Annotated in this window: 18 protein-coding genes and 1 tRNA gene; 8 read left to right on the top strand and 11 right to left on the bottom strand. The window is 58.4% G+C overall.

Annotated elements, in window-relative coordinates:
• The 4 genes from NW818_RS09635 to NW818_RS09620 all read right to left on the bottom strand — a co-directional run.
• A partial coding sequence (locus tag NW818_RS09635) for a DUF2254 family protein (RefSeq protein WP_414424421.1) occupies positions 1 to 609 on the bottom strand: 609 nt, incomplete at its 3' end.
• 27 nt (positions 610 to 636) lie between these two features.
• Entirely contained in the window at positions 637 to 2,139 is a 1,503-nt protein-coding gene (gene ftsY, locus NW818_RS09630) for a signal recognition particle-docking protein FtsY (protein WP_414424420.1), read from the bottom strand.
• A 103-nt stretch (positions 2,140 to 2,242) separates the two neighbouring features.
• Positions 2,243 to 3,070, bottom strand: a complete 828-nt coding sequence (locus NW818_RS09625) for a DUF2993 domain-containing protein (protein ID WP_414424422.1) — start codon at positions 3,068 to 3,070, stop codon at positions 2,243 to 2,245.
• 68 nt (positions 3,071 to 3,138) lie between these two features.
• Positions 3,139 to 3,606 (bottom strand): hypothetical protein, encoded by a 468-nt coding sequence (locus tag NW818_RS09620; RefSeq protein ID WP_011431981.1) that lies wholly within the window; start codon positions 3,604 to 3,606, stop codon positions 3,139 to 3,141.
• 237 nt (positions 3,607 to 3,843) lie between these two features.
• On the opposite strand from NW818_RS09620, the gene NW818_RS09615 reads away from it, so the two are divergent.
• The 5 genes from NW818_RS09615 (at position 3,844) to NW818_RS09595 (ending at position 9,048) form a co-directional block, all read left to right on the top strand.
• A complete protein-coding gene (locus tag NW818_RS09615) occupies positions 3,844 to 3,990 on the top strand; it encodes a hypothetical protein (RefSeq protein WP_414424419.1) in 147 nt (48 codons plus the stop codon).
• Between the two features lie 403 nt (positions 3,991 to 4,393).
• Entirely contained in the window at positions 4,394 to 5,128 is a 735-nt protein-coding gene (minC, locus tag NW818_RS09610; protein ID WP_414424418.1) for a septum site-determining protein MinC, read from the top strand.
• Positions 5,125 to 5,931 carry a septum site-determining protein MinD gene (gene minD, locus NW818_RS09605; protein WP_414424417.1) on the top strand — a complete coding sequence of 269 codons (807 nt, stop codon included), beginning with the start codon at positions 5,125 to 5,127 and terminating at the stop codon, positions 5,929 to 5,931. Before minC ends, minD begins: the two co-directional genes overlap by 4 nt.
• Positions 5,932 to 6,013: 82 nt before the next feature.
• On the top strand, positions 6,014 to 6,316 hold the full coding sequence (gene minE / locus NW818_RS09600; RefSeq protein ID WP_011431985.1) for a cell division topological specificity factor MinE: 303 nt from the start codon (positions 6,014 to 6,016) through the stop codon (positions 6,314 to 6,316).
• Between the two features lie 383 nt (positions 6,317 to 6,699).
• Positions 6,700 to 9,048, top strand: coding sequence for a cation:proton antiporter (locus NW818_RS09595; RefSeq protein WP_414424416.1), 2,349 nt, complete (start codon positions 6,700 to 6,702; stop codon positions 9,046 to 9,048).
• Here the strand turns inward: NW818_RS09595 and NW818_RS09590 are convergent.
• The 5 genes from NW818_RS09590 to NW818_RS09570 all read right to left on the bottom strand — a co-directional run bounded on the left by NW818_RS09590 (position 9,026) and on the right by NW818_RS09570 (position 13,917).
• Positions 9,026 to 9,394, bottom strand: coding sequence for a gamma-glutamylcyclotransferase (locus tag NW818_RS09590; protein WP_414329655.1), 369 nt, complete (start codon positions 9,392 to 9,394; stop codon positions 9,026 to 9,028). The genes NW818_RS09595 and NW818_RS09590 overlap by 23 nt on opposite strands.
• 42 nt (positions 9,395 to 9,436) lie before the next feature.
• Complete coding sequence (gene plsY / locus NW818_RS09585) at positions 9,437 to 10,048, bottom strand: glycerol-3-phosphate 1-O-acyltransferase PlsY (protein WP_414356184.1); 612 nt, start codon at positions 10,046 to 10,048, stop codon at positions 9,437 to 9,439.
• Positions 10,049 to 10,270: 222 nt separating this feature from the next.
• A complete protein-coding gene (gene gyrB / locus NW818_RS09580) occupies positions 10,271 to 12,199 on the bottom strand; it encodes a DNA topoisomerase (ATP-hydrolyzing) subunit B (RefSeq protein WP_414424415.1) in 1,929 nt (642 codons plus the stop codon).
• A 201-nt stretch (positions 12,200 to 12,400) separates the two neighbouring features.
• On the bottom strand, positions 12,401 to 12,940 hold the full coding sequence (rimM, locus tag NW818_RS09575; protein WP_414424414.1) for a ribosome maturation factor RimM: 540 nt from the start codon (positions 12,938 to 12,940) through the stop codon (positions 12,401 to 12,403).
• An 11-nt stretch (positions 12,941 to 12,951) separates the two neighbouring features.
• Positions 12,952 to 13,917: an SPFH domain-containing protein gene (locus NW818_RS09570; RefSeq protein WP_414424413.1), complete on the bottom strand. Its 966-nt coding sequence runs from the start codon at positions 13,915 to 13,917 to the stop codon at positions 12,952 to 12,954.
• Between the two features lie 206 nt (positions 13,918 to 14,123).
• Here NW818_RS09570 and NW818_RS09565 point away from each other — a divergent pair, with 206 nt between their 5' ends.
• From NW818_RS09565 to leuC, 3 genes are all read left to right on the top strand, one after another.
• The gene (locus NW818_RS09565) at positions 14,124 to 15,146 is read left to right on the top strand and encodes an NAD(P)/FAD-dependent oxidoreductase (RefSeq protein ID WP_414389729.1); all 1,023 of its coding nucleotides are present in this window, start codon (positions 14,124 to 14,126) and stop codon (positions 15,144 to 15,146) included.
• A gap of 71 nt (positions 15,147 to 15,217) precedes the next feature.
• Positions 15,218 to 16,309, top strand: coding sequence for a polysaccharide deacetylase family protein (locus NW818_RS09560; RefSeq protein WP_414424412.1), 1,092 nt, complete (start codon positions 15,218 to 15,220; stop codon positions 16,307 to 16,309).
• 189 nt (positions 16,310 to 16,498) lie between these two features.
• Positions 16,499 to 17,902, top strand: coding sequence for a 3-isopropylmalate dehydratase large subunit (gene leuC, locus NW818_RS09555; RefSeq protein ID WP_414343883.1), 1,404 nt, complete (start codon positions 16,499 to 16,501; stop codon positions 17,900 to 17,902).
• Between the two features lie 18 nt (positions 17,903 to 17,920).
• Here leuC and NW818_RS09550 read toward each other — a convergent pair.
• Positions 17,921 to 17,994, bottom strand: a tRNA-Met gene (locus NW818_RS09550).
• 48 nt (positions 17,995 to 18,042) lie between these two features.
• Positions 18,043 to 18,333, bottom strand: coding sequence for an XdhC family protein (locus NW818_RS09545; protein WP_414419510.1), 291 nt, complete (start codon positions 18,331 to 18,333; stop codon positions 18,043 to 18,045).
• Between the last annotated feature and the right edge of the window lie 27 nt (positions 18,334 to 18,360).

The raw sequence follows: 18,360 nt of genomic DNA, 5'->3' as shown, positions 1-18,360 counted from the left end.
AAGTGCTCCGCACCGCTGACGCGAACGTCGGGATCTGGAAGCAAGGGATCCCAAAACGGCCTGCCGCACCTGCTGCTCAATGCGATGGATAATCGAGGCCGGTTGCAAGAAGTGAAACACGAAGCGAAAGTAGGGGATCAGCATCAAAAACGAAGCTGTGCCCAGCAGCAGATTCAGCCCGACGAGCAACCCTGGAGGGTGTTGCTCCGCAACGCCAACACGAACGTAAAAGCCCAGGGCTGCCGAACTCCACAAACTGACCACATTGGCCAAAATCAGGAAAAAGAAGAGGTAGAAATTGACTTTCTCGCGCAAAAACAGCTCCGTGACCTTTGGCGTGAAGCGATCCGCGCTCAACTGCACCACAATGGCCACCACCGAGAGGGTAAAGCCCAGCACCCCCGACAACACCTGAGCCAAGGTGGTTACAAATTCCTGCAAAGCTTCTGTATCCTGCGTGGATCCCGCCCGAACCAGGTTCAACCCGCTCTGGATCCAGCGGTGCCCACCCCAGGCCCAAAGCAAACCTGCCCCCACCACTGCAGCACTCCAGGGCAGAAAGCGGGGGCGACGCCCAACAAAGCCTGGATCTGTGTGTCTCTCTTTCACAATGGCCCTTCTCAGAGAGGGGGTGCCTCAATACTCGCTTAGAAGAGCTTCCACAAACTCGTAGCTGGAAAAAGGTCGCAGATCTTCTAGCCCCTCGCCGGCGCCGATAAAGCGGATGGGCAGGTTCATCTGCTGCGTAATGGCCAGGGCAATCCCCCCCTTGGCGGTGCTATCCAGCTTGGTCAGGATCACGCCGCTCAACTTGGCAGCCTCGGCAAATACCTCGGCTTGGCGCAACCCGTTTTGCCCTTGGGTGGCATCCAGCACCAGAAGGCTTTCTACTTTGGCTTCGGGAGCTTTTTTGTCAACGATGCGGCGGATCTTGGCCAGCTCGTCCATCAGGTTTTTCTTGTTTTGCAGACGGCCTGCCGTGTCCACCAGCAGCAGCTCTGTGCCCCTGGCCTTGGCGGCTGTGATGGCGTCAAAGACCACTGCTGCCGGATCGGCATTGGGAGAGGGATTGGCGATTACCTCTACCCCTGCTCGCTCTGCCCAAACCTTGAGCTGCTCCACAGCAGCAGCCCGGAAAGTATCAGCAGCAGCAATCAGACAGCGGTATCCAGACTTGCGGGCGACATGGGCAATTTTGCCAATGGTGGTGGTTTTGCCCGCCCCATTCACCCCGACAATCAGCCAAATGTTGAGCGTGTCCCGTTGTGGGGCAAAGGTGGGATTCCCCACCGTCAACATCTGCCGCATCTGCTGCTTGAGGTATTTGACGGCCTCCTCTGGGGGCACCACCTCCTCTCGCATGCGCTTTTGTAGGGCTTGGATGATCTGCTCGGTGGCGTCGATCCCCACATCGGCCTGCAGCAACAGGGCCTCAATTTCTTCCACAGCCTTCTGATCCAGAGGGCCGCGGCCTACCAGGGCTTTCAACTGGTTGATCAGGTTAAGGCGGGTTTTGCCCAAGCCTCGCCGCAGCTTTTGCAGCCAGGAGATTTCCTCAACGGAAATCTCTTCCGGTTTGCGCCCTTGAGCCGCCAGGATCTCGGCTGACCAGCGGAAGCCCTCATCGAAGACCAGCTCTTCCGGCCCCGTCTCTGGAGAGGGAGCAACGGCTGGAGTCACCGGCTCGGGTTTGGGCTCATCCACGGCGCTGGCTTGCAGGGCTTGGAGACGCTCAGCAGCACGGGGAGCCAGATCAAAAAACGAGGGAGCTGCCGCCGGCTGCACAGGGGGCGATTCTGGAGATGCTGGTTCTTGTGTTGGAGTGGAGGACTGGACGGGTTCACGGGGTTCTGCTTGGGCAAGTGGGCCGGAGTCCTCAGTCGAGGCCGGTGGCTGCAGCTGGACGGATTCTGCTCGCGCAGGCGGGGCGGACTCCTCGGTTGCCGGTGGGGCTTGGGCAGCAGCACGGGCCTTCAGGTTGGCATAGGCGGCTTTGGCGAAGGCCAAATAGTCTTCCGGGGAGATCTCCGCCGGTTCTGTGGCTGGCGCGGGGGCTGGTGGCGAAGACTCCGCTTCACCAGGAGAGTCGGTAGAGTCGGTAGAGTCGGTATAGCGGCGGCGAAACCAATCGAAGGCCATAATCCCATCTCCAGCCTGGCTGATCTTTATCCAGTTTGACAGAGCAGCTCTCCTGCTAGAGCGCAGCCCTGGGGAGCTCATCCCTGCTCAATGGGGATCCCCGTTAGCGGGACGAGGTCCTTTCCAACCCTTCCACCCGCACAAACCCAATCACCTGCAACTGGTCAGGCTCTATCTCTAGGCTGAGCACCCGCATCAGGATCCCGCTCTCTTCCAGCTCTTGCAGGTCAAACACCTCATTGAGCCCGCCCAAAAACGCTGCTGAGATCTCATCAGGAACCCGTACAGAACCGATCACAAACTCCGGATTCTCCAGCTTTAGGCTGCGCCCTTCTTCCACGCGGATCCCGGTGTTAAACACCACCTCCACCGCTCGCGTTAGCGGGACGGAGTCCTTTTGCTCAGTACCGCCGTCTTTCTCCACCAAGAGGGCAGAGAGCTGAATGCGGCTGGGATCCGAAAACTCGACGCGGGGCTGACGCAGATCAAAACGGCGAGCTTCCCTTCCAGCTCCCCCAAAGGGCAGATCGGCGCGGATATCCTGAAACTGGCGGAGCACCTCTGGCTTGTTGAGGGCAGCATTCAAGTCCTCTTCCCGCACCAACACCCGTACCGCCGCTTGCAGAGGTCGCGCCAGGCGCAAGGGAGCCCCCTGGAAAAAAGAGGGGTCAATTGCCACCGGATCAGTTTCCAGCTCCAGAAGCTCGATGCGGGGAAAGGGCGCTCGATAGAGCCCGCGACCGGCAATCAGCAGGCGATCCGCTTGGCCATTCAGCAGTCGGTAATTGGGCTGGCTTTGAATACGCACCTCCAAAACCTCTGCCCGATCCAACTGATCCAGCAAAAGCTGCCGCGCCGTCTGATCCGCCAGATAGCCCGCTCCTCCTCCCAAGCTCGCCAACAGCCCCAAGAGAACCGCCAGGATCTCCATGCTCACTGCCCTGCTGTGCCCTAACCTAGGTTAGCAAGGGGATCCCTGGCCCCCCTTGGGGATCTGGGCTAGCGCAGCACCTTGAGAGGGCTGGCCTCAATGGGTCGGTTGCCCATAAAGGTTTTGGCAATTTTCAGGCCATCGGCCATTATCGGCCGATTGAGCGCGGGGTCATGGATGAATTTGGCGCCAGAGGCAACCGTTGGGCGTCCCTCCCCCCAAGTGTCCACGACTTTGAGAGTTGCAGCAGCAACTGGACGTCCGTCGGCATAGTAATCCACCACTTTCAGGGTTGAAGCCCCAACCGGACGGTGGTCAATCTCAATTTCGCTGAACTTGACAGGGCTGGGAAACACGGGCGGGCCGGATTTCTCCCCCAGCAGTACCGGCATCTGAGCAGCCGCAGAGGCCCCATCAGCAGGCAGGGGAGCCAGGTTTAGAGCGTTACCCGTTTGCGTTAGCGGGAGGGCGTCCTTTCCCATAGAAGAAGCCTCTTGCTCTGGAAGCGTGCCGGAATGACCATTTGGAACGGCCATAAGAAACTCCTGAGTTGGTAGAGATAATGAACAAAACAGGACGGGAAAGGGCAGGAAGCTAGATCCCGGTGGAGCGCTGCGGAAGAGGCATACCGTTGGCAAGGCTAAAGGTCGGCCTCCCCCAGTTCAAATGGGCCCAAATCTAAAGATATTCTAAACCAACTCTTCACTTCAGCCACTCCCTGGCAAAACCCAAAACGGACGGTACACTAAAGCTGGAGTGAGCTAGCAAGGTCTATGGCAGGGATCCCCTATTCCTATTGGCGCTGGGCAAGGTGGCCGGCACCGGCTCTGTGGGCGTTGCTGCTTTGGTTTGCTCCTGCAGCTCGAGCTTCTACCCTGGACGCGCCCCCATTTGACCTGAATATCGATCTGGCGGCCTAAGCTCACCTCTTGGGCATCGTTCAACTGGCTCACCTGCAGCCACTGAAGGCCATGAATCAGCAAACGGCCCAGATCTTGGGCATGGGCAGGGGATCCCATCCCAGATGCCGCAAGAATGCTGAGTAGGGCAATGGCGACCGGTCTCACCGCGCGAGAACTCCACCCCTTGGAGAGGAGAGGATCCTGTCCTGCTGGCGCGAGCAGCCTGAGGGTGTGGCGAGGTTTCAACATCAGGAATTGGCTCCATCAAGTACCCTCAAGTTAGCGATCCCGAAGCAAGATTGTCCTGCCACCCAAGCGAAACCGCTTTGCTATCAAGGGCAACCGCCGAGAGAGTTTCCCCTGGCTTGGGGGAATGGAATAGGATAGGGCTCTATATTCAGGCAGACGTTTAAGGGCGGTCATGACGGGATCCCCTACATGGAACCCTGAAATCTCCCCATCTCCAGACTCCTGGGCCACGGGCAGCGTTTACTTTCGGTCGGATGCCCAGGGGATCCATCTGCACTTGCCCAGCACCTTGCCTTGGGAGGAGCTTTGGGAAAACCTGGTTTGGCAGTTGCGCAGCCGCAAACCCTACTGGGCCGGAGTCGCTCCCCTCACCCTCTGGAGCCAGCAGCGAGAGCTGGACATGCCCACCCTACAACTTCTTGCTGCCCTATTGTCTCAGCATGGACTGCAACTGTGGCGCGTTCAAACTCGATCCCGCTCGACAGCGATTGCAGCAGCGACGTTGGGGTATTCTGTGGAGCAATCTTCCCTTTTGGAGGCAGTTCCCCTTGCTCCCCCAGACACCACACCTCTGTACCTACGTTCGACGGTGCGCTCTGGCATGTCCGTGCGTCACAGGGGCTCGGTATTCCTGTTGGGGGATCTCAACCCCGGCGGCGAGATCATTGCTGGAGGAGATATTTGGGTTTGGGGACGCTTGCGGGGCCTGGTTCACGCGGGGGCCGACGGCGACAAGGGAGCTGTAATTTTGGCTTTGCAGTTGGAGCCCACTCAGTTGCGCATTGCCGATCAAGTGGCCCGTCCGCCAGAAGGTGGATCCCTGCCCAACACCCCTGAAGTGGTTTACCTGCAGGAGGATGTCATCTGCGTCGCCAGCCTTCAGGATTTTTTGCGGAGAGGAGTATGAGCCGAGTCATTGTCATAACCTCTGGTAAAGGTGGAGTCGGCAAAACCACCGTGACGGCCAACCTGGGCACTGCCTTGGCGCGCTTGGGTCGCTCGGTGGTGGTGGTGGATGCAGACTTTGGCCTGCGCAACCTGGATTTGCTGCTGGGGCTGGAGAATCGGGTGGTGTACACGGCCCTAGAGGTGATTGCCGGGGAGTGCCGCCTCGAGCAGGCTTTGGTGAAAGACAAGCGCACCCCCCATCTCTCGCTGTTGCCGGCAGCCCAAACCCGCAACAAAACGGCGGTGCATCCGGATCAGATGCGCCAGTTGATCGAGAAGCTGGCCAGCAGCCATGACTATGTGCTGATCGATTGTCCTGCTGGGATCGAACAAGGGTTTCGCAATGCCATTGCCGGGGCCAACGAGGCCATCATCATCACCACCCCAGAAGTGGCAGCGGTGCGGGATGCAGATCGCGTGGTGGGCTTGTTGGAAGCCGCCCAGATTTCATCGACTCAGCTGATTGTCAACCGCCTGCGCCCGGACATGGTGGCAGCCGGCCAGATGATGTCGGTGGAAGATGTGGTGGAGGTGCTGGCCATCCCGTTGGTGGGTATTATTCCAGAAGACCGCGAGGTGATCGTCTCCACCAACAAAGGGGAGCCCCTGGTTCTCTCCGCCAATCCAACTCTGGCTGCTCAGGCCATCCAGCGCATTGCCCGACGGCTGGAAGGGGAAACAGTGGACTTCCCCAAGATGGCCAGTTTGGGCGAGTCCTTTTGGGAGAGGGCCAAACGGTTTTTAAACCAAAAGGTGCTCTGACGACTGTTCCATCTCTAATTCATCCAGGTTGCAATGGCAATTTTGACCTGTTTACAACTGAGTAACAAAGCCAACAAAACCTATGCTCCTCGATTTTTTGGATCAGCTTTTTTCTCGGCACTCCGGCAACAGCCGCCAGCAAGCCAAGCAACGGTTGAAGCTGATCTTGGCCCATGACCGCGCTGATCTCACCCCAGCGGCACTGGAATCGATGCGCCTAGAGATTTTGGGGGTGGTGTCGCGCTATGTGGAGCTGGATTCAGAGGGGATGCAGTTTCATTTGGCTACGGAAGGGGGAACGACTGCTCTCATTGCCAATCTGCCCATCCGTCGCGTTAAGCCCTTAGAGACCGGTCTCAGCCGCTCAGAAGGCGAGAAAGCCTAGAAGGGGAGATTTCTGGCAGCATGTTAATTGGCCTTCATTCCAACAGGGCTCCCAATGCCAGAGTGGTCGTCAAGCTCGCTCTGTGATAGGTTGAGGTAAGTCGTGTGTACTGTAGAAAGAGTGGAGCTGGGTGTAGCTTTTGCAACTTTATGGAGCCAGCACACAGAGGTTAACTAAATGTTAACTCTGCATGTTCGAGCTCATGAACTGCTGACGTGATGGGCAGAGCCACCTTGACGATTGGAGACTTTCCAGCAGTCTGTATTGGCGTTAGCGTTGCGGAGTAATAACGACGTTAACGATGGAAACAATGAGAGGGTTGGTGTTCAGTAGCTGGAAAGGTAAGGGCTCCGTCCCGCTATTGCGTTCGGTTAAGCCTCAATATGCAAGATTCATTTGAGCTGACGATCCTGTTTACGCTAGCCCTGGTGGCTGGGATCTCTGCTCAGGTGCTGGCCAATTTTGTCAAAGTGCCCAGCATTGTATTCCTGCTGCTGTTTGGCCTGTTGCTGGGGCCAGATGGTTTGGGCTGGGTTCATCCCCAAGTCATGGGATCCGGGCTGGAAGCGCTGGTGTCGTTGGCGGTGGCTCTGATCTTGTTTGAGGGGGGACTGAACCTGCGGCTGCAACGTCTCAATCAGGTATCCGATAGCCTGCGCAATTTGGTTTTGTTGGGATCCCTGCTGACCCTGGTGGGGGGAGCGGCAGCAGCTCACTATCTGGGAGAGTTTCCCTGGCGGCTGGCCTTTTTATTTGGATCCCTGGTGGTGGTAACAGGGCCGACGGTGATCAACCCCATCTTGAAGCGGGTACGGGTCGATCCGGCAGTCAGCACGCTCCTGGAGGGAGAAGGGGTGCTCATCGATCCCATCGGGGCCATTTTGGCGGTGGTGGTGCTGCAGGTGGTGCTCTCCGGCCATCCCAGTTTTCTCATGGCCTTGGAACAGTTGTCCAGCCGTCTGGCCATCGGGTCGGCGGTGGGAGCGCTGGGGGGCTGGCTGATGGGATCCTTCCTGCTTTGGTCGCGGCAGTTTTTAACCGAGGAGCTGCGCAACTCGGTGGTGCTGGCGGGGGCCCTGGGGGTGTTTGCCTTGGCCCAGTCGCTGCGATCGGAGGCGGGGCTGATGGCGGTGGTGATGGCGGGCCTGGTGGTGCGGCAGAAGGCGGCCATTGCCGAGCGGGGTGTGCGGCAGTTTCACGGCCAGTTGGTGGTGTTGGCCATCTCTGTGATCTTTATCCTGCTGACTGCCACGCTCTCCCTCAAGGCGGTGTTTGCCCTGGGCTGGGGATCCCTGGCCACAGTGCTGTGTTTGATGCTGGTCATCCGTCCCTTGAGTGTGTGGCTGTGTACCTGGCGCAGCGACCTGAATTGGCGGCAGAAGCTGTTTGTGGCTTGGCTGGCTCCTCGGGGCATTGTGGCGGCTTCGGTGGCCTCCTTGTTTGCCATTCTGCTGACAGAACGGGGCATTACTGGGGGGGATGCCCTCAAGGCGCTGGTGTTTTTGACCATCTCGGTGACGGTGACGGTACAGGGGCTGACCGCGGCTTGGGTGGCCCGTTGGCTGGGTCTGGATCAGGGCAGTTCCACCATAATCATCGGCGATCATCCCCTCACCAACCAATTGGCCCAGTTGATGCGCTCGCTCAACCAGACGGTCGAGGTGATCCCGTTGGTTTCTGGGTCTTCCAAAAATGGGCACGGCAGCTACAAAGCTCCCCACCCAACAGACGGTAAGGACTCCATCCCGCCATCCCGTAAGTCCTCCACATCCCTGTCAGGAACGCCGAAGCGTCGTCCAGCAGATGGCTTGCCCCCACAACTTCATTCCTCTGACGGCAACGGCACCCACAAGTCTGCCCCAAGCCAGGAAGTCGGCAAGCCAGAAGCCATCCCCGGATCCCTGCAGGAAGCTGTACTGAACGAGTCTGCTTTGTTGAAGGCCGATATCGACCATGCGGAAACTCTGTTGATCCTGACTCTGGATCCGCAGGTGAACTGGGCCATTGCCGAGTTGATGGTGAAACTCTCGGTTTCGGCCACCATCTGGACGGTGTTGCTGCCGGATATGCCCATCTCAGAAGGGATCCGCACCTTGCAGCCTTCCTTCCCCCAACTGCAGCGCTGGGCCGGCTATCTGGAGGCCAACCGGGCTGAGCTGCGCTCGATCACCCTACCCACGTTGGCAGACCTGGGCCTGCCTCTCCCTTTATCGCTACGTGACGCTTCTGCGAATGCGGCCTCAACCCTGCCGGAGGCAGTGCGGAGCAATAGAGCTGATGTCTTGACGGCTCAAGAGTCGTTCCCGACAGCGGTGCGGAGCGCTTTTTCAGCACCAGCGCTGCCCAATCCCTTCCTGGCCCAGATGGGACTGGAGGATCCCACCCTTGAACGGCTGCGGGATCAGTTTGCCTATCGAATCAAAGCCGATCTATGCCTGCCCTTGTTGTTGGTGCGCCCGCAGCGGCTGAGGAGCGGCTCATCTCGACCGGGTCGGCTCTTCTACCTGCCTGAGCCAGACATTTGGCGACGCGGGGATCGCATCTACTACCTGGAGCGCGTTTCCAGCCCTGTGGATGCCGGTGCTCTCTCCGCCAAAGAGTCTGATTCCCAAGAATGGGATCCGTCGGCAGCCGTTCGCGTTCGCGACAGCGGTGCGGAGCACAACAGTGGGATAGAGTCTTTGGTGCTGCCCCAGTATGTTGAGGGCGTCAAGCTCCACTTTGATCTCTAGCCAGCCAGCGGCCACTGGGGATGAGCGAGCACCCTTGCACCTGCTCAGGCCGACCCAGATAAACCCAGGCAAAGGTGCCGCTATCCAACTGCACCCACTGCCGTTCGTACACCCGCGGGTGGTCTTCCAGCTCGTCCAATCGGGGCAATAGACTCAAGGGGATGCGGTAGCACTCGCCGTAGAGCCGGTTTCGGCCACGAACTGCCATCGGGTAGGGGCCGAGACTGTAAAGATCAATGTGGTTGAGGCTGTCTGTCCCCAAAAATTCTGCCCCCTGCAGCAAGCTGTGGTATTGGCCGCCCCGCAGCAGGGATCCGTAGACAAAAACCACTGTGGTCGGTTGCATAGCGTTGCGGAGTAATACAGCTGCTTCACAGTGCCTTGAAAATTAGGGAGATTGCGTCCATTTTTGGCCAATGCGCGGCTCCGACCCGGCCAGTAGGCGCTCGATGTTGCGCCGATGAGCACCGATCACATACACCCCGCCCGCCAACGCAAACAACAAATAGGGCAAAGGTTGAGCTGTTGCCCACATCACCACCGGAGCCGCCACTGCCGCCAGCAGGGAGCTGAAGGAAACGATGCGGGTGAGGGCGAGCCCCAGCAGCCAGACGCCGAAAGTTGTCAGGGCTACTGGCCAAGCCATAGCCAACAAGATCCCCAGGCTGGTGGCCACCGATTTGCCCCCCCTGAAGCCCAGCCAGCAGGAACGGCTATGGCCGATCACTGCGAACAATGCCGCCAAAACCACCCACCACGCGGATCCCAAGGCCGATCCCAGAGCCACTGCTGCTGCCCCCTTGGCAGCATCCACCAGCAACACCAGCAGGGCGGGCCCCTTGCCCAACGTCCGCAACACATTGGTTGCTCCGGTAGAGCCGGATCCCTGTTGGCGAATATCGATGCCTCCCCACCAACGACCTACCCAGTAGCCGGTCGGGATGGATCCCAGGAGATAGCCCCCCAGCGCAGCGAGAAGAGCGGTAAGGAATGCAGGCATGGCAGGATCTTGAGCGCTCCTCCCTCACTTTGCCACAGGGTCTGAGCTGCAGCCGGGATCTTGCCCCGTCCAGGAGCTTTTGGCTGTTTGCGGCCTCGTCTGCAGCACCGTCACGGTTTCCCTTAGCACCGTCGCGTCAACGTTGTGGAGCAACATAGGGCGCTGCAGACATAGCAACAACCCCGGCAGAGGCGGGACGGAGTTCTTTCTCTAAATATCGCTCTAGATATCGAGGGCTGTCAGATCCAAATGGGCACTGTGGGCCTCAATAAACTCCCGTCGGGGGCCAACGGCATCTCCCATCAAGATGGTGAAAATGCGATCCGCCTCCACCGCATCTTCGATGGTGATTTGTTTGAGGGTGCGCGTTGCCGGGTTCATGGTGGTCTCCCAGAGTTGTTCGGGCATCATTTCCCCCAGACCCTTGAACCGTTGGATGGTGTACTTGGTGTTGGCAGGCAGCCCCCGCAGGATTTGGTCTTTCTCGGCGTCGCTGTAGCAGTAGCGAACATTGTTGCGACCCCACTCGATTTTGTAGAGCGGCGGACAGGCGATATAGACATAGCCCTGTTCCAGAAGCGCCTTTTGATAGCGGTAGAAAAAGGTCAGCAACAGGGTGCGAATGTGGCTACCGTCCACATCGGCATCGGTCATGAGGATGATGCGGTGGTAGCGCAGTTGGCTGGGATCAAATTCATCGCCTTTAACTCCCAAACCCAGCGCTGTGATCATCGCCTGAATTTCGGCGTTTTTGTAGATCTTGGCGGGATCTGCCTTTTCAATGTTGAGAATCTTGCCGCGCAGGGGCAACACCGCCTGAAACTGCCGATCCCGACCTTGTTTGGCGCTGCCCCCTGCAGAGTCGCCTTCCACCAAATACACCTCAGACTCCGCCGGGTCGCGGCAACTGCAATCGGCCAACTTCCCCGGCAGCGTGGAAGATTCCAGGGCAGATTTGCGCCGCACCAATTCTCTGGCCCGCCGGGCTGCCTCGGCAGCATTGAAGGACTGGATGGCCTTATCGACGATCCCCCTGGCCACGTTGGGGTTGAATTCCAAGTACTCCGTGAGCGCCTCGGAGACGAGGGTTTGCACAATGCCCCGCACCTCGGTGTTGCCCAACTTGGTTTTGGTTTGCCCCTCAAACTCGGGGTTGGGTACCTTGACCGAGACGATGGCTGTCAACCCCTCGCGCACATTTTCCCCAGCCAGGTTGCTGTCGGAATCTTTCAGCTTGTTGAGCTTGCGGGCTTGGCTGTTGAGGGTGAGGGTGAGAGAGGTTTTCAGGCCCTCTAGGTGGGTGCCTCCTTCGTTGGTGCGGATGTTGTTGGCAAAGCCAATCAAAGTGTCGGTGTACACATCCGAGCACCACTGCAGGGCCACTTCCACCTCCACCCCATCCCGCTCCCCTCGGATGTAGATGATGTCGGAGTGGATGGGCGTTTTTTCGTGGTTGATGAAGGCCACATATTCCTTGATGCCGCCTGCATATTGATAGGTTTCGCAGTGGGGCGGATCCCGCCGCAGATCGCTAAAGGTAATTTTCAAGCCGGCATTGAGGTAGGCCAACTCGCGAAAGCGGGCCGCCAATACGGCATAGTCAAACTCTCGCTCGGGAAAGATCAGCCCATCCGGCTTGAAGCGCACCTCTGTACCCCGCCGGTTGGATCCCTTGGGTTGGGGTTCAGATTTCAGGGATCCCACCACCGCCCCGCGCTCGAAACGTTGAAAGTAAACCTTGCCCTCTCGCCAAACCGTCACCTCCACCCATTCGGAGAGGGCATTCACCACCGACACGCCCACCCCGTGCAGCCCACCGGAGACTTTGTAGCCGCCACCGCCAAACTTGCCCCCCGCGTGCAGCACCGTCAGCACCGTAACCAGAGCCGACTGCCCGGTTTTGGGGTGGATGTCCACCGGAATGCCGCGGCCATTGTCCAAAACGGATACCGAGCCGTCGGGATGCAGGCTGATCTGAATATCATTGCAATAGCCGGCCAGGGCCTCATCCACAGAGTTGTCCACCACCTCGTACACCAAATGGTGCAACCCCTTCGGCCCGGTGGAGCCAATATACATGCCAGGCCGCTTGCGCACAGCCTCCAAGCCTTCCAAAACTTGGATCTGCTCTGCACCGTAGTTTTCCGTCATTCCCAACTCCAATTCCGAAGAAGGCTCCCGGCCAAGATCAACAGAAACCCAGAAAAATTGACCTTAAAGGCCGAGGATGAGCTTAGCATCAAAAAACTGCCCCTATAATAGCACAAAAGGCTAGAACGGCCACACAGGCGCTTCTGAGGGCCAAGTTCAGGATGGGATGCAGGTACGGAAGTCAGGCCGTCTTGTCGAACTCTAACCCAGAAAGCTCTCCACCAGCCCCGGCGGCGGCTGCACGTGAAGCGCGCCTTTTTCCAAATCCACGACAGGCACCAGGGCTTTCACAAAGGGGATCAACACCTGCCGGTGATCAGGGGTTGTTATCTCCAGCACATCCTGGCCGGCTGCCAAAATCCCCGAAACCTGTCCCAGCAGCTCCCCTTGGTGATAGACGGCCAAGCCGATGAGATCGCGGTAGTGGTACTCTTCCGGCTGCAAGGGCAAGCGGTGGGAAGCCGGTACCAGCAGCCTAGCCCCCACCCAGGTCTCAGCCACCGTTCGATCGGGGATCCCTTCCAGTTGCACCAAATAAAGACCCTTAGCCGGGAAAAACTGCCCCTCAATCAGGGAATGCAGCAGGGGCTCGGGATCCGTATCCCGCTGCAGCCAGCGCGGTCCGGGCTCTGTGAGGCGTTCTGGGAAATCCGACCAGCACCTAACCCGCAGCCAGCCCCGCAAGCCGTGGGCCGCCACCACCTGTCCCACCAGCAGCCAAGCCGGATCCTGGGCCATCATGGTCAGTCAACTCAGTCGAGCCGGGGAAAGTCCACTTCGGTTGGGAAAGCGGTCGGGGTGCGCAGCTTCTGAGAGGCCGCCGCGCGAGATCCTTCCCCACCCTTGGCCACGTCCACCATGGAGAGCAGCCCTTGCAGGGTGCCAGGGATCGAATTGGGATCCATGAAGATTACCTTGGCGCTGGGACTGCTGCCTACCTTGAAGCCCATGTCGATATAGTTTTGCGCCATCAGGTATTGCAACGCATTGGCTGCCTCTGGATTCTCTTGCAAAGTGGCGGCGATGGTCTTGATGGCTTCAGCCGTGCCCTCAGCCAACAGCAGCCGCTCCCGTTTCTCCGCTTCTGCCCGCAATAGCTGCGCCTTGGCGGCCCCAGCCGCTTGGTTGATGCTGGCCTGCTGCTCCCCTTCTGATTTCAGAATGGCGGCCCGCTTCTCCCGCTCGGCAGCCATCTGCTTTTCCATCGAGTCTTGCACAGTCTTAGAGGGTTGAATGTCCCTGACTTCCACGCGCGTGATCTTGATCCCCCAGGGATCTGTGGCCTCGTCCAGCTCTGTCAAAAGGCGGGCGTTGATCTCGGCGCGGGAGGAAAAGGTTTGATCCAAATCCATGCGGCCAATCTCTGCCCGCAGAGCCGTCAGCACCAGGTTAACCAAAGCCCGCTGCACGTCCTCCACCGCATAGCGGGCCTTGATCATGTCGGTGATGCGCCAGTAGACCACCGCATCGGCCATCAAAGAGACGTTGTCGCTGGTGATGCACTGCTGAGGAGGCACGTCCAACACCTTCTCGCGGATGGTTTCCTGGAACACAATCCTATCGATAGGGGGAAGAATAAAGTGCAATCCTGGGGTCAGCTTGCGATGAAACCTGCCCAAACGCTCCACCAATGCCTCATACCCCTGGCTGATGATTTTGACCGAGTTGAACAGGTAGCCGACAAAGATCAGGGCAATGGCCGCTAAGATACCTGGCATAGGGCTTTTCTCCTAAGGGGGAGTTCAGTCCCCATTCTAGACGGTTGCTGGGACTGCTCCCTTCACTTGGATCACGCCTCAACAGAAATGTGGTGGACTCAGCAGGATAAGCAGTCCTCGGAACATATAGAGTTTCTTAAGATTTTTCAGGCCGCAGCCAACGACCTGAGATCACCCGGCAAAAAGCTCGTGAGGGGATCCCGTCTATGAAACTGAGCAGCAGGAATCTAGAGGTTGGTTTGGGCAAAATCTATGACGTGATTGTGGCCGGAGGAGGAGCAGGGGGGTTGTCGGCGGCAATCTATCTGGCTCGTTATGGATTGAGTTGCCTGGTGGTGGAGAAGGGCAGAGGCCGCTCTTTTTGGATGCAGGATTTGCGCAATTATCTGGGATTGCCTCCGACCACTCCCGGACGAGAGCTGTTGCGACAGGGAACAGAGCACGCCCTCAGTTTAGGGGTAGATTACCTGCGCGGTTTTGTGGAAGATGCCACCGATGAGGGAGACCTCTTTGCGGTCAAAGTCAAGGTGGGAAAAGTTAACAGCCTCTACCCCATTTTTCGGAGCAAATATCTGATTGCAGCAACCGGCATTATGGACGAGCTGCCTCGGTTGTCGGATATGCAGAATGTTTACGACTACGCCGGCTATTCACTGCATGTCTGTATGATCTGCGACGGCTATGAAATGCGGGATCAAAAGTCAGTGTTGATCGTCAATTCGGAAGATCGGATCAATACAGCTTTTGTCCTCAACTGGTTTACACCCTATATCTCGGTGTTGACCCACGGCCTCTGCTCGGTCGGCCCCGACATGCGCAAAAAACTGGCGGATCATGGCTACCCCCTCTACGAATCTCCTATTCGCCGCTTTCTTGGAGAAAACCATCAATTGCAGGGTGTGGAGTTGGAAGATGGCACTTACATCGAAGCAACTACCGGCTTGGTGGCGATGGGCGCCAGATACCACAATGCCTATTTGAAAGGGATCCCCGGCTTGAAATGGCAAGGGGAAAACCTGTTGACCGACGAGTGGTGTCGCACTGCCCATCCGCGGCTGTTTGCGCTGGGCGATTTGAAGCAGGGCCTGAACCAAGTGTCGATTGCGGTTGCCGATGGTACCTTAGCTGCCACAGCCATTTGGCGGGACATCCGACGGGCCTCGCCTGCACGTAAATGGGAAGAGCGGCTGCTCTCGCCACCCAGAAGCCCAGCAGGGCCTTCCGGTTAAATTGATGGGCTCTATCGAGCTCAGGTAGCTTCTGTCCTATAAAATTGGTTGCGAAGGCTTAAGCCATTCCTATGCACTCTCTGAAAGCGTTGATATGTTGCCTGGTTTTCCTACTGGTTGGACTGATCTACTACTGCACGGTAGGGGCCCAGCCTCTTTTTGAGCTGAACCTGACGGCCACCTCGGAATACAACCTCATTCTCCCCATTGAAAGCATTCGGGTGGTGCGCGGCGCCAATCCCCAAGATTTGCTCATTTATCTATCAGCTCCTTCTGCAGCCTGGATCCATCAAGAAGAGGTGAACGGGCACTATTTGATTGACATCCCCTACGGAGTCATTACCCGTACAACAACCGTCGAGGTCGCTTCGGATCTGCCCTATCGACTGAGCTGGGGCAACCAAAATGAGCAGACGGGGCGTTTACTGATTACCCCTGCTCCCGCTCATGTGCAGGTGTTTCTGCAGCATGGCTGGATCCCGGATCCCGACTTTCTCGATCCGGCAGAAAATACTCAACCTTTGCAACTGCCCTTGGAAGAAATGCTGGGGCCTTTACTGGAAGTGCCACCTCGTTCTGCCTTTCTGACCATTGATGATGGCCCCTGGCCTCAGTCTACCCCCCGACTTTTACAGGTTTTGGATGATCTTCAGATCCCGGCCACTTTCTTTGTTATTGGCACCCACGTTTCCCGATTTCCAGAATTGGCTCAATTGATCCAGGCCCATCACCACACCCTAGCCAATCACACTTTTACCCACGATTATCAACGTCTCTACGGAAGCAACGAGCTGTTTTATGCTGAGGTGGATCAGACAACCCAACTGCTCAAAACGCTGAACTTGGATCCCCAACTGGTTGTTCGCCCACCGGGAGGTTTTCGCCTAGACTCTGCTTTGCGCCATTCTCTAGAGCAGGCAGGGTATCGCGTTCTTTACTGGAACATGAGCGCAGAAGATGCCTACGCCGGCCAAAGTGCAGCCCAACTTTTGGAGCGCATTCGAGCCCAGTTGCCGGCGATCCAAGCTTCCGAGCGGCCCCTGGTTTTGCTGCTGCACGATCGCTGGCCCCACACTGCAGAGGCCCTGCCGGATATCGTCGCCGCCATTGAAGGGGCGGGCTATCGCTTTTTGCCCTGGCCGGCCATCAGGGATCCCGTTTGAAGGGCTGGCAACAGGTTTTCTGGCTTGAGGACTCCGACCCGCCTTTGCCGGCTGGGGATGTTCAAAGAAGGGCTGCATCTCGCTCAGCTCAGCAGCGTTGCCCAGAGATAACGGAGGCCTGTGCCTTGACAAGCTTTTCCCCAAGTAGCACATTGAAAGTTTACAGGACTTGGCTGCGGGCCGAGGAAGATGAGCGAGAGGACATTATTCGATAAGGTGTGGGATGCCCATACGGTGCGGATTTTGCCCTCTGGGCAGACGCAGTTGTTCATCGGCCTGCACCTAATTCACGAGGTGACCAGTCCGCAGGCTTTTGCCATGCTGCGGGAGCGTCATCTGCCGGTTCTGTTTCCCGAGCGGACGGTGGCCACCGTGGATCACATCATTCCCACCGACAACCGGGCACGGCCTTTTGCGGATCCCTTGGCAGAGGAGATGATCCAGGAATTGGAGCGCAATTGCCGGCAATACGGCATCCGCTTCTACAACAGCGGCTCCGGTCGGCAGGGGATCGTGCATGTGATTGCCCCGGAGCAGGGGTTAACTCTGCCGGGGATGACCATTGCCTGTGGGGACAGCCACACCTCTACCCACGGGGCCTTTGGGGCCATTGCTTTTGGGATCGGCACCAGCCAGGTGCGAGACGTATTGGCCACCCAAACTTTGGCTTTGTCCAAGCTCAAGGTGCGCCGCATTGAGATCCACGGCAAGTTGGGGCCGGGAGTTTACGCTAAGGATGTAATTCTGCACATCATCCGCAAGCTGGGGGTCAAAGGCGGGGTGGGCTACGCCTACGAGTATGGGGGCAGCGCCATTGAAGCCATGAGCATGGAAGAGCGCATGACCCTCTGCAACATGTCCATCGAGGGAGGGGCCCGCTGCGGCTACGTCAACCCCGATGGGGTGACCTTTGAGTATTTGCGGGGGCGAGAGTTTGCCCCCCAGGGATCCGATTGGGAAGAGGCGGTAGCCTGGTGGAGAAGCCTGGCCAGCGATGGCGATGCCCGCTACGACGATGTGGTGGTCTTCCAAGCCGCAGATATTGCGCCGACGGTTACTTGGGGGATCACCCCCGGCCAAGGTATTGGGGTGGATGAGCGGATCCCTGCCCCCGAGGATCTGCCGGAAAGCGAGCGGGAACTGGCCAAAGAGGCCTATGCCTACATGGACTTGCAGCCGGGGGATCCCATTGTAGGGACACCAGTGGATGTCTGCTTCATCGGCAGTTGCACCAATGGCCGCTTGAGCGACCTGCGGGAGGCAGCCAAGATTGCTAAGGGGCGACGGGTGGCCCCAGGGGTGAAGGCGTTTGTGGTGCCCGGCTCAGAACGGGTAAAGCAGGAGGCAGAACAGGAGGGCTTGCGGGAGATCTTCGAGGCGGCAGGGTTTGAGTGGCGGGATCCCGGTTGCTCCATGTGTTTGGCGATGAACCCGGATCGGCTGGTGGGGCGCCAGATCAGCGCCTCTTCTTCCAACCGCAACTTCAAGGGCCGCCAGGGATCCCCCAGCGGGCGCACTCTGCTCATGAGCCCGGCCATGGTGGCAGCAGCGGCAGTCAGCGGCAAGGTGGTGGATGTGCGGACACTGCTTTAACCAACCGTCTCTCAGGCATAGCGGGGACTGGATTTGAACCAGTGACCTTCGGGTTATGAGCCCGACGAGCTACCAGGCTGCTCTACCCCGCGGCGCTTTTCCAGCCTAGCTTGTTCTCGGGCCAACCGGCAAGCCTACGCCTAAGTTTCGCCCTTTTGTGTGGGTATTGTCTTCGGGGATCCCCGTCGCACCTGGATGAGCTGGGCGGTGATGCTGATGGCAATCTCGGCGGGGGTTTCGGCGTGGATCTCCAGGCCAATGGGGGCAAAGAGCCGACTGAAGGCGGTCTCCGGGATCCCTTCCTGGGCCAGGGTTCGCAGTACGGTTTGTACCCGCTTGCGGCTGCCGATCATCCCCAGGTAGTGGGGGGTCAGGCCGGAGTGGTAGATGGCCCGCAGGATTTGGCAATCGAGGCTGTAGCTGCGGGTCACAAGAGCATGACTCTAGTCAATAATAAG

This window comes from Synechococcus sp. R6-5, assembly GCF_047461775.1.
Lineage (GTDB): Bacteria > Cyanobacteriota > Cyanobacteriia > Thermostichales > Thermostichaceae > Thermostichus.
This window is presented reverse-complemented; position numbering and strand designations above follow the sequence as displayed.